A 14,031-nucleotide genomic window follows, 5' to 3' on the forward strand; every position below is an offset into this window, starting at 1 on the left:
CTGTCCCCCGGCGGCTTAACAAGGCGTCCTGCCTGATAATAGGCCCTCCGCAAAGCGGAGGGCAAATGGCAACTTACTCGCCTTGCTGTTCTGCTGCCTGTGCTTCTGGCGCAGCAGCTGGCTGAGACTGCTCGGTTGCTTCTTTAATGCTCAGACGGATACGGCCCTGGCGATCGACTTCCAGAACTTTAACCGGCACTTCCTGACCCATCTGCAGGTAATCGGTCACTTTCTCAACGCGCTTGTCAGCGATCTGAGAGATGTGAACCAGACCTTCTTTACCGCCGCCGATGGCAACGAACGCGCCAAAGTCAACGATACGGGTCACTTTACCTGCATAGACGCGGCCCACTTCGATTTCTGCAGTGATTTCTTCGATGCGACGGATCGCGAATTTCGCTTTCTCGCCGTCGGTTGCTGCGATCTTCACGGTACCGTCATCTTCGATTTCGATGGTGGTGCCGGTCTCTTCGGTCAGTGCACGGATAACGGAACCGCCCTTACCGATAACATCTTTGATCTTGTCTGGATTGATCTTGATGGTGTGAATACGCGGTGCGAATTCAGAGATATCACCGCGTGGCGCGTTGATAGCCTGTTCCATCACGCCCAGGATGTGCAAACGTGCACCTTTAGCCTGGTTCAGCGCAACCTGCATGATCTCTTTGGTGATACCTTCAATTTTGATATCCATCTGCAGCGCAGAGATACCGTCGCGGGAACCCGCTACTTTGAAGTCCATATCGCCCAGGTGGTCTTCGTCGCCCAGAATGTCAGACAGAACAACATAGTTGTCGCCTTCTTTCACCAGGCCCATTGCGATACCCGCAACGGCGGCTTTGATTGGCACGCCTGCATCCATCAGCGCCAGAGAGGCACCACACACGGAAGCCATGGAAGAAGAACCGTTAGATTCGGTGATTTCAGACACCACACGTACGGTGTACGGGAATTTGTCTGCTTCTGGCATCACTGCCAGCACGCCGCGCTTCGCCAGACGACCGTGACCAATTTCACGACGCTTCGGTGAACCAACCATGCCGGTTTCACCGACGGAGTACGGAGGGAAGTTGTAGTGGAACAGGAAGCTGTCAGTGCGCTCGCCCATCAGTTCGTCGATGATCTGCGCGTCACGGGCTGTACCCAGGGTCGCGGTAACCAGCGCCTGCGTTTCACCACGGGTGAACAGCGCAGAACCGTGAGTACGTGGCAGCACGCCAGTACGCACATCCAGACCACGGATCATGTCTTTTTCACGGCCATCGATACGCGGCTCGCCAGCCAGCACGCGGCTACGAACAACGTTTTTCTCGATAGCGTGCAGGATTTCGCCAATTTCGTTAGCGTCCAGCGTTTCGTCTTCGGCAACCAGGGTCGCGGTTACTTCAGATTTGATCACATCAACCTGAGCGTAACGCTCCTGTTTGTCGGTGATGCGGTATGCATCGCTCAGACGAGATTCTGCCAGAGCTGCAACGCGTGCGTTCAGCGCGTCGTTGGCCGCTTCTGGCTGCCAGTCCCAACGTGGTTTACCGGCTTCTTTCACCAGGTCGTTGATGTTCTGGATAACAACCTGCTGCTGGTCATGGCCGAAGACCACAGCGCCCAGCATCTGGTCTTCGCTCAGCAGTTCAGCTTCGGATTCAACCATCAGCACAGCGGCTTCAGTACCCGCAACCACCAGGTCCAGCTTACTTTCTTTCAGCTCTTCCTGAGTTGGGTTCAGCACGTACTGGTCGTTGATGTAACCGACGCGCGCGGCACCGATTGGGCCATTGAATGGAATACCAGACAGTGACAGGGCAGCGGACGCACCGATCATCGCCACGATGTCCGGGTTAACCTGTGGGTTAACGGAAACAACGGTCGCGATAACCTGTACTTCGTTAACGAAGCCTTCCGGGAACAGCGGACGAACCGGGCGGTCAATCAGACGCGCGATCAGGGTTTCGCCTTCGCTTGGACGGCCTTCACGACGGAAGAAGCCACCCGGGATTTTACCGGCAGCGTAGGTACGCTCCTGGTAGTTAACGGTCAGCGGGAAGAAGTCCTGACCTGGTTTAGCTTTTTTCTGGCCCACAACGGTAACGAATACCGCAGTGTCATCCATGCTTACCATAACGGCAGCAGTCGCCTGACGTGCCATCATGCCAGTTTCCAGCGTGACGGTATGTTGACCATACTGGAATTTACGAACGATCGGATTCAGCAAAGTTCTGTCCTTTCTTAAATGTTTGACAGCACACCACCGGTGTGCTGTCGATTTGACCCGACCTTCTTCGCATCCTCGCGACTAATGACAACCAACACCCCCCTGGGTGAAGCCTCTCATTAGCCGCGCGAACCTCTGCAATGAAGATCATTTATAGCAACAATACAATAGTTTCCAGTGAATTGCTGCCGTCTGCTTGAAAAAAGGGGCCATCAGGCCCCCTTTTCTGAAACTCGCAAGACTTAGCGACGCAGACCCAGACGCTCGATCAGCGCGGTGTAGCGTGCAACATCTTTACGTTTCAGGTAGTCGAGCAGTTTACGACGCTGAGAAACCATACGCAGCAGACCACGACGGCTGTGGTGATCTTTTTTGTGCTCTGCAAAGTGACCCTGCAGGTGGTTAATCTGTGCAGTCAGCAGTGCAACCTGAACTTCGGTAGAACCGCTGTCGTTAGTACCACGACCAAACTCAGAAACGATTTTAGCTTTAGCTTCAACGCTTAGAGACATTTTCAAACTCCAAAGTATAAAGAATGTAAGGATGCCGATCTCTAATTCAGCAATCCCATGTACGCCCCGCAGATTGTTAAACAATTTACCAGGCGTTAAGCGGCGATATTCTACTCGTCTCCCCTGCTTATCGCAAGGTGAGCCGTTATCACCGTCACGCGTCGACCGGATATTCGACGACCAGACGACGCGGCGCAACGCGCCCTTCGCCATCCATTTCGCCCATGCCGATGAATTTCCCTTCGTCACCTTCAGTCACGCGTACCAGGCCTTCCAGCGGTGCATCCGCTGTACGAACCGGATTGCCGTTCTTAAAGTAAACGGACGATGTTAAAGGAAGATTAACAACCGGGAAGTCCGCAGCCGGACTGTCCATCGGCATCAGCAGTGGATCGAGCAGCTCTGCCGGCGCAATCCCCTGCGCTTCAGCCTGTTCAACCAGCTCGCGCAGCTGTTCCAGAGTCACCATCCGCTCTACCGGGTACTTGCTCACCGCAAGGCGACGCAGGTAAATCACATGTGCGCCGCAGCCCAGCTTTTCACCGAGGTCATCAATGATGGTGCGAATATAGGTCCCTTTCGAACAGTGCACTTCCAGCTCCAGCTCATCACCTTCGTGGCGAATAAAGAGCAGCTCATACACGGTAATCGGACGGGCTTCACGCGGGACGTCAATACCCTGGCGCGCGTATTCGTAGAGTTTTTTGCCCTGATACTTCAGCGCCGAATACATCGACGGCACCTGCATCGTCTCCCCACGGAAGCTCTCCAGCGCCGCATCAAGCTGCTCCGCACTAAAGGTCACCGGACGCTCTTCCACGACCTGGCCATCCGCGTCGGAGGTATCCGTGCGCTGGCCCAGCTTAGCGATAACGCGGTAACGCTTATCGGAGTCGAGCAGGTACTGGGAAAACTTTGTCGCCTCTCCCAGGCAGATCGGCAGCATGCCGGTTGCCAGCGGATCGAGCGCGCCGGTGTGGCCCGCACGGTTGGCGTTATAAATACGCTTCACTTTTTGCAGCACGTCGTTGCTGGAAGCGCCCTGGGGTTTATCCAGCAGCAGCACACCATGCACGTCGCGACCACGACGACGAGGACGACTCATCAGTCCTCCTTGCTGTCGTCCGCCGGGTTAACACGACGCTCATCGTCATGTTTAACCACGCTGGTCACCAGGTTGGACATACGCATACCTTCGACCAGCGAGTTGTCGTAGAAGAAGGTCAGTTCAGGCACGATACGCAGGCGCATCGCTTTGCCGAGCAGAGAGCGGATGAAACCAGAGGCTTCCTGCAGCGCTTTAATGCCGTTCTTCACTGCGGCTTCGTCCTGATCGTTCAGGAAGGTGACGAACACTTTGGCATAGGCCAAATCGCGGGACATTTCGACACCGGAAACGGTGGTCATCATGCCGACGCGCGGGTCTTTGATTTCACGTTGCAGAATGAGTGCGATCTCTTTCTGCATTTCCTGCGCTACGCGCTGAGGGCGACCAAATTCTTTCGCCATAATAAATTCTCCAGACAAAAAAGGGGCTAAAGCCCCTTTTTGAAATTATTGCCGGGTGGCGCGAGGCGATCCCGGCTTACAATCGGAAATTAAGCGATGGTACGCTGAATTTCGATGATCTCGAACACTTCGATCATATCGCCAACGCGAACGTCGTTGTAGTTCTTCACGCCGATACCACATTCCATGCCGTTACGGACTTCGTTAACGTCATCTTTGAAGCGGCGCAGGGATTCCAGCTCGCCTTCGTAGATAACCACGTTGTCACGCAGTACGCGGATTGGGTTGTGACGCTTGATGTTACCTTCGGTAACCATACAGCCCGCGATCGCACCGAATTTCGGTGATTTGAACACGTCACGTACTTCAGCCAGACCGATGATCTGCTGTTTCAGCTCAGGAGACAGCATACCGCTCATCGCTGCTTTCACTTCGTCGATCAGGTTATAGATGACGGAGTAGTAACGCAGATCCAGGCTTTCGGATTCAATCACTTTACGCGCAGAGGCATCCGCACGAACGTTGAAGCCAACCAGGATAGCGTTGGAGGCAGCAGCCAGGGTCGCGTCGGTTTCGGTGATACCACCTACGCCAGAACCGATGATCTTCACTTTCACTTCGTCGGTAGACAGTTTCAGCAAGGAGTCGGAGATCGCTTCCACAGAACCCTGAACGTCGGCTTTCAGAACGATGTTCACTTCGTGAACTTCGCCATCGGTCATGTTGGCAAACATGTTCTCGAGTTTAGATTTCTGCTGACGAGCCAGTTTAACTTCACGGAATTTGCCCTGACGATACAGTGCCACTTCACGCGCTTTCTTCTCGTCACGCACCACGGTCACTTCGTCACCAGCAGCCGGAACACCGGACAGGCCCAGGATTTCCACTGGAATGGACGGACCTGCTTCCAGCACTTCCTGACCCAGTTCGTTACGCATCGCACGAACGCGACCGTATTCGAAACCGCACAGAACGATATCGCCTTTATGCAGCGTACCTTCACGAACCAGAACGGTAGCAACAGGGCCACGTCCTTTATCCAGGAAGGATTCGATAACCGCACCGCTCGCCATACCGTTACGGATGGCTTTCAGCTCCAGAACTTCGGCCTGCAGCAGGATCGCGTCCAGCAGTTCGTCGATACCGGTACCCGCTTTCGCAGACACGTGTACGAACTGGCTTTCGCCGCCCCACTCTTCCGGCAGGATACCGTACTGGGAAAGTTCGTTTTTAACACGATCGGGATCCGCTTCTGGCTTATCGATCTTGTTCACTGCAACCACAACCGGCACACCCGCTGCTTTCGCGTGCTGGATAGCTTCGATGGTCTGCGGCATGACGCCGTCGTCTGCAGCAACAACCAGAACAACGATATCCGTCGCCTGAGCACCACGAGCACGCATGGAGGTAAACGCGGCGTGGCCTGGGGTATCCAGGAAGGTGATCATACCGTTGTCAGTTTCTACGTGGTATGCACCGATGTGCTGAGTAATACCACCCGCTTCGCCAGAGGCAACCTTGGTAGAGCGAATATAGTCAAGCAGCGAGGTTTTACCGTGGTCAACGTGACCCATGATGGTCACTACCGGTGCGCGCGGTTCTGCCGCAGCACCTGTGTCACGGTCGCTCATTACTGCTTCTTCCAGCTCGTTTTCACGACGCAGGATAACTTTGTGGCCCATCTCTTCCGCAACCAGCTGTGCGGTTTCCTGATCGATCACCTGGTTGATGGTTGCCATCGCGCCCAGCTTCATCATTGCTTTGATGACCTGAGAGCCTTTAACCGCCATCTTGTTCGCCAGTTCGCCAACGGTAATGGTTTCGCCGATCACAACGTCACGGTTAACGGCCTGAGCCGGCTTCTGGAAGCCCTGCTGCAGAGCGGAACCTTTACGCTTGCCGCCTTTACCACCGCGAACAGCCGCACGTGCTTCTTCACGGTCAGCTTTGGATTCCGCGTGCTTGTTGCCTTTTTTCGCCGGACGCGCTGCTTTTGCATTACGACCACGGCCACGGCCGCCTTCTACTTCACGGTCGTTATCATCTTCAGCCTGACGTGCGTGCTGAGAAGTGGTCACGTGATAGTCGCTGGTGTCTTCAGACTGCTCAGCGGTATCAACACCGTTCTTCTCATTTTCTTCTGCCATGCGACGCGCTTCTTCGGCGACGCGGCGAGCTTCTTCTTCCAGCTTACGGCGGGCTTCTTCTTCCGCTTTACGCTTCAGCTCGGCAGCTTCATTTTCACGGCGGGCTTTTTCAGCCTGGGCGGTTTTGGTCATTTCGTCTGTCTGTTGATTGCTCACTTTGTCTTTTTCCGCAGCGTCACGCTTCACTTTATCACTTGCGTCGCGTTTCGCTTTTTCTGCGGCCTCACGTTCAGCTTTTAATTCTGCTTCACGTTTAGCGGCTGCTTCCGCCTCACGCTGAGCTTGTTCTTCCGCTTCACGCTGTGCCTGCTCTTCCGCGGCAAGGCGTTCTGCCTCTTGCGGATCACGTTTTACAAAGGTGCGCGTCTTGCGGACTTCAATTTGTACCGATTTGCTTTTGCCACCGGTACCAGGGATGTTTAACGTGCTACGCGTTTTGCGCTGCAGCGTTAACTTGTCAGGCGTAGAGCCGTGTTCACGGTTCAGGTGCGTTAACAAGGTTTGTTTTTCTTGCGCGGTCACCGAGTCATCAGCGGACTTCGGGATCCCTGCATCAGCAAATTGCTGTACCAGGCGGTCCACGGAGGTCTGAATCTCAGCAGCCAGCGATTTTACAGTTACATCAGTCATGCTGTTCCTTCCTGCTACAGTTTATTACGCTTCGTCGCCGAACCAGCAAATATTACGTGCGGCCATGATGAGCTCGCCGGCTTTCTCGTCGGTTAAACCTTCGATATCAGCCAGGTCATCAACGCCTTGTTCAGCGAGATCTTCCAGCGTACAAACACCACGGGCAGCCAGCTTGAACGCAATCGCACGATCAAGACCTTCCAGTTTCAGCAGGTCATCAGCCGGCTTGTTATCGCCAAGGCTTTCTTCCTGAGCCAGTGCCAGGGTGGTCAGTGCGTTTTTAGCGCGTTCACGCAGGGCTTCAACGGTTGGTTCATCCAGACCGTCAATTTCCAGCAGCTCTTTCATTGGCACATAGGCCAGTTCTTCCAGCGTAGAGAAACCTTCTTCAACCAGAACAGTGGCGAAATCTTCGTCAATATCCAGGTATTTGGTGAAGGTATCGATCGCCGCATGGGCTTCAGCCTGATGCTTAGCCTGCAGGTCATCAACGGTCATGACGTTGAGTTCCCAGCCGCTCAGCTGTGACGCCAGGCGTACGTTCTGACCGTTACGGCCGATTGCCTGCGCCAGGTTGCCCGCTTCAACAGCGATATCCATGGTGTGTTTGTCTTCGTCAACAACGATAGACGCCACATCAGCCGGAGCCATTGCGTTGATCACGAACTGCGCCGGGTTGTCATCCCACAGAACGATATCAATACGTTCGCCGCCCAGCTCAGTAGAAACTGCCTGGACACGCGCACCGCGCATACCGACGCAAGCACCGACCGGGTCGATACGCTTGTCGTTGGTTTTCACCGCAATTTTCGCACGGGAGCCCGGATCGCGAGCCGCCGCTTTAATTTCGATAACTTCTTCACCGATTTCCGGTACTTCGATACGGAACAGTTCTACCAGCATTTCTGGTTTAGAACGGGTCACGAACAGCTGCGCACCGCGAGCTTCTGGACGCACAGCGTACAGAACACCACGAATACGGTCGCCCGGACGGAAGTTTTCACGCGGCAGCATATCTTCACGCAGGATCACGGCTTCCGCGTTACCCGGCAACCCTTCGGATTTGATCTCCAGAGAGATGTTGTCGCGGTTCACTTTCTTCACCACGCCGGTGATGATTTCGCCTTCCTGATCGCGGAACTGATCGACAACCAGCGCGCGCTCGGCTTCGCGCACTTTCTGCACGATAACCTGTTTAGCGGTCTGGGTAGTGATACGGTCGAAGGTCACAGACTCAATCTGATCTTCAACGTAGTCACCCACGTTCAGACTTTCGTCTTCAAAACGGGCGGCTTCCAGCGTGATCTCTTTAGTCGGCTGGGTCACTTCTTCAACGATTACCCAACGACGGAATGTATCGAAGTCACCGCTTTTACGATCGATTTCTACGCGAACATCGATCTCTTGTTCGTATTTTTTCTTGGTTGCTGTAGCCAGTGCACTTTCCAGCGCTTCAAAAATCTTCTCACGCGGCAGTGATTTCTCGTTGGAGACGGCTTCAACAACAGCCAAAATTTCTTTGTTCATCGCGGGCTTTTCACCTCAATCCAGACTGTTAAAAGTGGGGAACCAGGTTCGCCTTCTGGATATTACTCAGCGCGAACACTTCATCTTTGCCTTCGACTGTCACCGTGATCATTTCACCATCAACGGCTTTGATAATTCCCTGCCATTTACGGCGGTTCTGTACGGCCATACGCAGAACGAGAGCCACTTCTTCACCGGTAAAGCGCACATAGTGCTCGGCCGTGAACATCGGGCGATCGAGGCCAGGTGAGGAAACTTCCAGGTTGTACGCAACGGTAATTGGGTCTTCAACATCAAGAACCGCACTCACCTGGTGGCTGACATCAGCACAATCATCAACATTGATGCCATCTTCACTATCAATATAGATGCGCAGCGTCGATGTACGGCCGCGAACGAATTCGATGCCGACCAGTTCGTAGCCCAGTGCTTCGACCGGTGCAGTAATCATCTCTGTTAATTTTTGCTCTAATGTGGACAAGCCCACCCCCAAGACATAAAAAAAGGGCGTAAAGCCCAGTTATTCTGTAGTCAGATAACAAAAAACCCCGATAAATCGGGGCTTTAGATAACTGAACCCTATAGCCACAACTGTGGCCTGGAGCACTCTCCGAAAGAATTTTTTCAAATCCAGCTACGAAGGCTCTAAGTCTTCACAGTATATTTGAAAAAGAACTTTATGGGAAAGTGGTTGCGGGGGCCGGATTTGAACCGACGACCTTCGGGTTATGAGCCCGACGAGCTACCAGGCTGCTCCACCCCGCGCCTGAAACGTGGCAAATTCTACGCGTTTTGGACAGAATTTGCAAATAATGCTGGGATTTGGTACCGAAGACGGGACGTAAAATCGGCGTTTAGTATATTGATAGTTGACCCCACCTGTCAAGGCGACTTCCGCCAGATCGATCAGACCAAAATTTTTACAAAAAACGCACGAGTCTCTTCCGGTATTCGCCAAAAGATGATTAAATGAATACTCACTTATTTTGCATAAAAATGCACAAGAGAGCGAAAGCGGTCTCTAATCAGTCAATCAAGCAGGGTTTTATTCTATGACGACGATTCTCAAGCATCTTCCGGTAGGACAACGTATTGGCATCGCTTTCTCAGGTGGCCTGGATACCAGCGCTGCACTGCTGTGGATGCGCCAGAAGGGAGCGGTTCCGTATGCTTATACTGCGAACCTGGGTCAGCCGGATGAGGACGACTATGATGCCATTCCTCGTCGCGCGAAAGAGTATGGTGCAGAGAACGCGCGCCTGATTGACTGCCGTAAGCAACTGGTCGCGGAAGGTATCGCGGCTATTCAGTGTGGTGCATTCCATAACACTACCGGCGGCCTGACCTATTTCAACACCACTCCGCTGGGCCGTGCGGTCACCGGTACCATGCTGGTTGCCGCCATGAAAGAAGACGGCGTCAACATCTGGGGTGACGGCAGCACCTATAAAGGAAACGATATTGAACGTTTCTATCGTTATGGCCTGCTGACCAACGCCGAATTGCAGATCTACAAACCGTGGCTGGATACCGACTTCATCGACGAGTTGGGTGGTCGTCATGAGATGTCCGAGTTTATGATCGCCTGCGGCTTTGACTATAAGATGTCCGTCGAGAAAGCCTACTCCACCGACTCCAACATGCTGGGTGCAACGCACGAAGCGAAAGACCTGGAATTCCTGAACTCCAGCGTGAAGATCGTTAACCCAATCATGGGCGTGAAGTTCTGGGATGAGAACGTGAAGATCCCGGCAGAAGAAGTGACCGTGCGTTTCGAACGTGGTCATCCGGTTGCGCTGAACGGCAAAACCTTCTCTGATGACGTTGAGCTGATGCTGGAAGCAAACCGTATTGGTGGTCGTCACGGCCTGGGCATGAGCGATCAGATTGAAAACCGTATCATCGAAGCGAAAAGCCGTGGCATCTATGAAGCCCCGGGAATGGCGCTGCTGCATATTGCTTACGAGCGTCTGCTGACTGGTATTCACAACGAAGACACCATTGAGCAGTATCACTCTCATGGCCGTCAGCTGGGCAAACTGCTGTATCAGGGCCGCTGGTTCGATCCGCAGGCGCTGATGCTGCGTGATGCGCTGCAGCGTTGGGTGGCGAGTGCAATTACCGGTGAAGTGACCCTGGAACTGCGTCGCGGTAACGACTACTCCATCCTGAACACCGTGTCTGATAACCTGACCTATAAAGCAGAGCGTCTGACCATGGAGAAAGGTGAGTCAGTGTTTTCACCGGACGATCGTATTGGCCAGCTGACCATGCGTAACCTGGACATCACCGATACCCGTGAGAAGCTGTTCAACTATGTTGAGAATGGCCTGCTCTCTGCGAATTCAGGTAACGGCCTGCCGCAGGTTGAAAACCTGGAACACAGCGATAAGAAGTAATCGATAATGAAACATGCAAAAGGCGCCCAATGGGCGCCTTTTTGTTCGGCTTTTGTAGGGCGGGTAAGCGCAGCGCCACCCGCCATTTTGCCCGGTGGCGCTGCGCTTACCGGGCCTACGAACGGCAAAAGCTACAGACGAAAAAAAAGACGTCTTTCGACGTCTTTCTTCTGGAATATTGGTACCGAGGATGGGACTCGAACCCACAAGCCCGTTAGGGCACTACCACCTCAAGGTAGCGTGTCTACCAATTCCACCACCTCGGTACGGAATACTTACTGCGGGATATCGCTGGTTGGCTTAGCCGGTGCAGCTGGCTGAGTCTGCTCAGTTTTTGCTGGCGCGCTCAGGTTTTCCCACTCGCTTCCTTTGCTGGTCTTGTTGCTGTTGATATTGCCAAGCACCAGACTGATGATGAAGAACAGCGTCGCCAGAATCGCCGTCGTGCGGGTCATGAAGTTCGCAGAACCACTTGAACCGAACAGCGTACCGGAAGCGCCTGCTCCGAAGGAGGCTCCCATATCAGCGCCTTTACCTTGCTGCAGCATAATCAGCGCTACGAGAGCGATGGCTACAATAAGGAAAACAACTAAAAGAGCTTCGTACATAATCAACCTGTTCCTTGCGGATTTGCCGCATACCAATGCTTCGACCAATTAGCAGGATTTCTGTTTCCCACTGAAGCGGGTGTGAATACTAACCAAAGCGAATCACCTTCGCAAGGGCATTTTCGACGCATTGTATCAACTGCGGAAAAAAACAGCAAAAAGCCATTAATTGCTTAAAACAAAGGCGGCAAACGCCGCCTTTTTAAACATTTAGCGTGCAAGATTATGCAGCTTTAACAGCATCCGCAATACGGTGCGCAAATTCGGTTACCTGCGCTTCGTCTTCGCCTTCCACCATCACGCGGATCAGCGGTTCAGTACCAGACTTACGCAGCAGCACGCGTCCACGGCTGCCCAGGGCCGCTTCAACGTCAGCCATTACCGCTTTCACGTTCTCATTTTCCAGCGGATCGCCTTTGCCGGCAGTGAAACGTACGTTTACCAGGATCTGTGGGAACATTTTCATGCCGCTACACAGATCGTGCAGGCTCATATGGTTTCGCGCCATGGCGGCAACCACCTGCAACGCGGCCACAATACCGTCACCGGTGGTGGTTTTGTCGAGCAGGATCACGTGACCTGAATTCTCAGCGCCGATACGCCAGCCCTTCTCCTGCAATTTTTCCAACACATAGCGGTCACCCACTTTCGCGCGAACGAACGGAATACCGAGCTGTTTCAGCGCCAGTTCCAGGCCCATGTTACTCATCAGCGTCCCGACCGCACCGCCGCGCAGCTGACCCTGACGCAGACCTTCACGCGCAATAATGTAGAGGATCTGGTCGCCGTCGACCTTGTTACCTTCGTGATCAACCATGATCACGCGGTCACCATCGCCGTCCAGCGCAATACCCAGATCGGCTTTTTCTGCCAGCACGCGCGCCTGCAGGGCACGAACGTCCGTCGCACCGACCTGCTCGTTGATGTTCAGACCATCCGGCTCACAGCCGATGGCGATTACTTTCGCACCCAGTTCGCGGAAGACATTCGGGGCGATGTGATAGGTCGCGCCATTTGCACAGTCCACCACAATTTTGAGGTGGGCCAGGCTCAGCTCATTCGGGAAGGTGCCTTTACAGAATTCGATATAGCGACCCGCCGCATCAACGATACGGTTCGCTTTACCCAGCTCGGCGGAATCAACACAGGTGATCTCTTTTTCCATTTCAGCTTCAATGGCTTCTTCCACCTCATCCGGCAGCTTGGTGCCATCAATAGAGAAGAACTTAATGCCGTTGTCGTAGAACGGGTTGTGAGAGGCCGAGATGACAATCCCTGCTTCCGCACGGAAGGTGCGCGTCAGATACGCGACCGCAGGCGTTGGCATTGGGCCTGTAAAAGAGGCGGACAGTCCAGCCGCCGCCAGCCCCGCTTCCAGCGCGGATTCCAGCATATAGCCGGAAATACGGGTGTCTTTACCGATGATAATTTTACGTGAGCCATGACGCGCCAGAACCTTGCCGGCAGCCCAGCCGAGCTTCAGGACAAAATCAGGGGTGATGGGAGCATCGCCTACGCGCCCACGGATACCGTCGGTACCAAAATATTTACGATTACTCATAGCGTTTGTTTTCCTTCGCTGCCAGTGTGGCTTCCACCACACGCATGGCTTCTACTGTTTCTTTGACGTCATGGACACGAATAATGTGCGCCCCCTGCATCGCCGCAATCACCGCGCAGGCCAGGCTGCCGCTCAGGCGTTCGCTCGGGCCTACATTCAGCAACTGGCCAATCATCGACTTTCTCGACATCCCCACCAGCAGCGGCAGGCCAAAGTGATGGAATTCCGATAAGCGCGCAAGCAGCGCATAGTTGTGTGAGAGATTTTTACCGAAACCGAACCCCGGGTCGAGCAGCAATTTCTCTTTTGGGATACCGGCACGTTCACAACGTTCGATATGCTCAATAAAGAAGCGATTTACGTCGGCAAAGACATCGTCATACTTCGGCGCGTCCTGCATGGTTTTCGGTTGCCCCTGCATATGCATCAGGCAAACCGGCAGCCCGGTTTCCGCAGCCGCCTCAATCGCCCCCGGCTCAGTAAGTGAACGAATATCATTGATAATGTGAGCGCCCACTTTCGCCACTTCTCGGATCACTTCCGGTTTGGAGGTATCTACAGAGATCCACACTTCAAACCGCTGCGCGATTGCTTCAACGACCGGCACCACGCGCGCCAGCTCTTCTTCCACAGACACGTCCGCCGCACCGGGACGCGTCGATTCACCGCCAACGTCAATAATGGTGGCACCTGCATTAATCATTAAATTCGCATGCTTAACCGCCTCGATAAGCGTGTTATGCGTGCCGCCGTCAGAGAAGGAGTCAGGGGTAACATTCAGGATCCCCATCACATGGGGATGTGAAAGATCGAGATGCGAGTCCTGAGCGAATAATTTCATGGCGAAATCCCTGATATCTAAATGGTTAAACAGAAATGAAAAACCCCGGAGCAAGCTCCAGGGTTTGAGGTACAGACAAACGCTT

General features: G+C 53.8%; 11 protein-coding genes and 2 tRNA genes. 1 reads left to right on the forward strand and 12 read right to left on the reverse strand.

Annotated features, from left to right (window positions below; genetic code table 11):
* Positions 1 to 73: 73 nt before the first annotated feature.
* From pnp to N6P30_RS04290, 8 genes are all read right to left on the reverse strand, one after another.
* Complete coding sequence (pnp, locus tag N6P30_RS04255) at positions 74 to 2,212, reverse strand: polyribonucleotide nucleotidyltransferase (protein ID WP_008501475.1); 2,139 nt, start codon at positions 2,210 to 2,212, stop codon at positions 74 to 76.
* Between the two features lie 242 nt (positions 2,213 to 2,454).
* Positions 2,455 to 2,724: a 30S ribosomal protein S15 gene (rpsO, locus tag N6P30_RS04260; protein ID WP_003861789.1), complete on the reverse strand. Its 270-nt coding sequence runs from the start codon at positions 2,722 to 2,724 to the stop codon at positions 2,455 to 2,457.
* A 154-nt stretch (positions 2,725 to 2,878) separates the two neighbouring features.
* A complete protein-coding gene (truB, locus tag N6P30_RS04265) occupies positions 2,879 to 3,829 on the reverse strand; it encodes a tRNA pseudouridine(55) synthase TruB (protein ID WP_023294659.1) in 951 nt (316 codons plus the stop codon).
* Positions 3,829 to 4,233: a 30S ribosome-binding factor RbfA gene (gene rbfA / locus N6P30_RS04270; protein WP_003024988.1), complete on the reverse strand. Its 405-nt coding sequence runs from the start codon at positions 4,231 to 4,233 to the stop codon at positions 3,829 to 3,831. Before rbfA ends, truB begins: the two co-directional genes overlap by 1 nt.
* A gap of 89 nt (positions 4,234 to 4,322) precedes the next feature.
* On the reverse strand, positions 4,323 to 7,010 hold the full coding sequence (gene infB, locus N6P30_RS04275; protein WP_008501472.1) for a translation initiation factor IF-2: 2,688 nt from the start codon (positions 7,008 to 7,010) through the stop codon (positions 4,323 to 4,325).
* Positions 7,011 to 7,034: 24 nt separating this feature from the next.
* Positions 7,035 to 8,537, reverse strand: coding sequence for a transcription termination factor NusA (gene nusA, locus N6P30_RS04280; RefSeq protein WP_023294660.1), 1,503 nt, complete (start codon positions 8,535 to 8,537; stop codon positions 7,035 to 7,037).
* A 28-nt stretch (positions 8,538 to 8,565) separates the two neighbouring features.
* Entirely contained in the window at positions 8,566 to 9,018 is a 453-nt protein-coding gene (rimP, locus tag N6P30_RS04285; RefSeq protein ID WP_014833432.1) for a ribosome maturation factor RimP, read from the reverse strand.
* A gap of 207 nt (positions 9,019 to 9,225) precedes the next feature.
* Positions 9,226 to 9,302: transfer RNA gene (locus tag N6P30_RS04290), tRNA-Met, on the reverse strand.
* A gap of 287 nt (positions 9,303 to 9,589) precedes the next feature.
* Between N6P30_RS04290 and argG the strand changes: the two genes are divergently transcribed.
* Positions 9,590 to 10,936, forward strand: coding sequence for an argininosuccinate synthase (argG, locus tag N6P30_RS04295; RefSeq protein WP_023294661.1), 1,347 nt, complete (start codon positions 9,590 to 9,592; stop codon positions 10,934 to 10,936).
* A 179-nt stretch (positions 10,937 to 11,115) separates the two neighbouring features.
* On the opposite strand, the gene N6P30_RS04300 is transcribed toward argG, so the two are convergent.
* The 4 genes from N6P30_RS04300 to folP all read right to left on the reverse strand — a co-directional run bounded on the left by N6P30_RS04300 (position 11,116) and on the right by folP (position 13,946).
* Positions 11,116 to 11,202 (reverse strand) — tRNA-Leu (locus tag N6P30_RS04300).
* A 9-nt stretch (positions 11,203 to 11,211) separates the two neighbouring features.
* Positions 11,212 to 11,544 carry a preprotein translocase subunit SecG gene (secG, locus tag N6P30_RS04305; RefSeq protein ID WP_021242256.1) on the reverse strand — a complete coding sequence of 111 codons (333 nt, stop codon included), beginning with the start codon at positions 11,542 to 11,544 and terminating at the stop codon, positions 11,212 to 11,214.
* A gap of 223 nt (positions 11,545 to 11,767) precedes the next feature.
* Complete coding sequence (gene glmM, locus N6P30_RS04310; RefSeq protein WP_021242257.1) at positions 11,768 to 13,105, reverse strand: phosphoglucosamine mutase; 1,338 nt, start codon at positions 13,103 to 13,105, stop codon at positions 11,768 to 11,770.
* Positions 13,098 to 13,946, reverse strand: coding sequence for a dihydropteroate synthase (gene folP / locus N6P30_RS04315; RefSeq protein ID WP_008501468.1), 849 nt, complete (start codon positions 13,944 to 13,946; stop codon positions 13,098 to 13,100). Before folP ends, glmM begins: the two co-directional genes overlap by 8 nt.
* Positions 13,947 to 14,031: the final 85 nt, after the last annotated feature.

The organism is Enterobacter sp. PL1, from assembly GCF_945957325.1.
In the GTDB taxonomy this organism is placed as follows: Bacteria; Pseudomonadota; Gammaproteobacteria; order Enterobacterales; family Enterobacteriaceae; genus Enterobacter; species Enterobacter roggenkampii.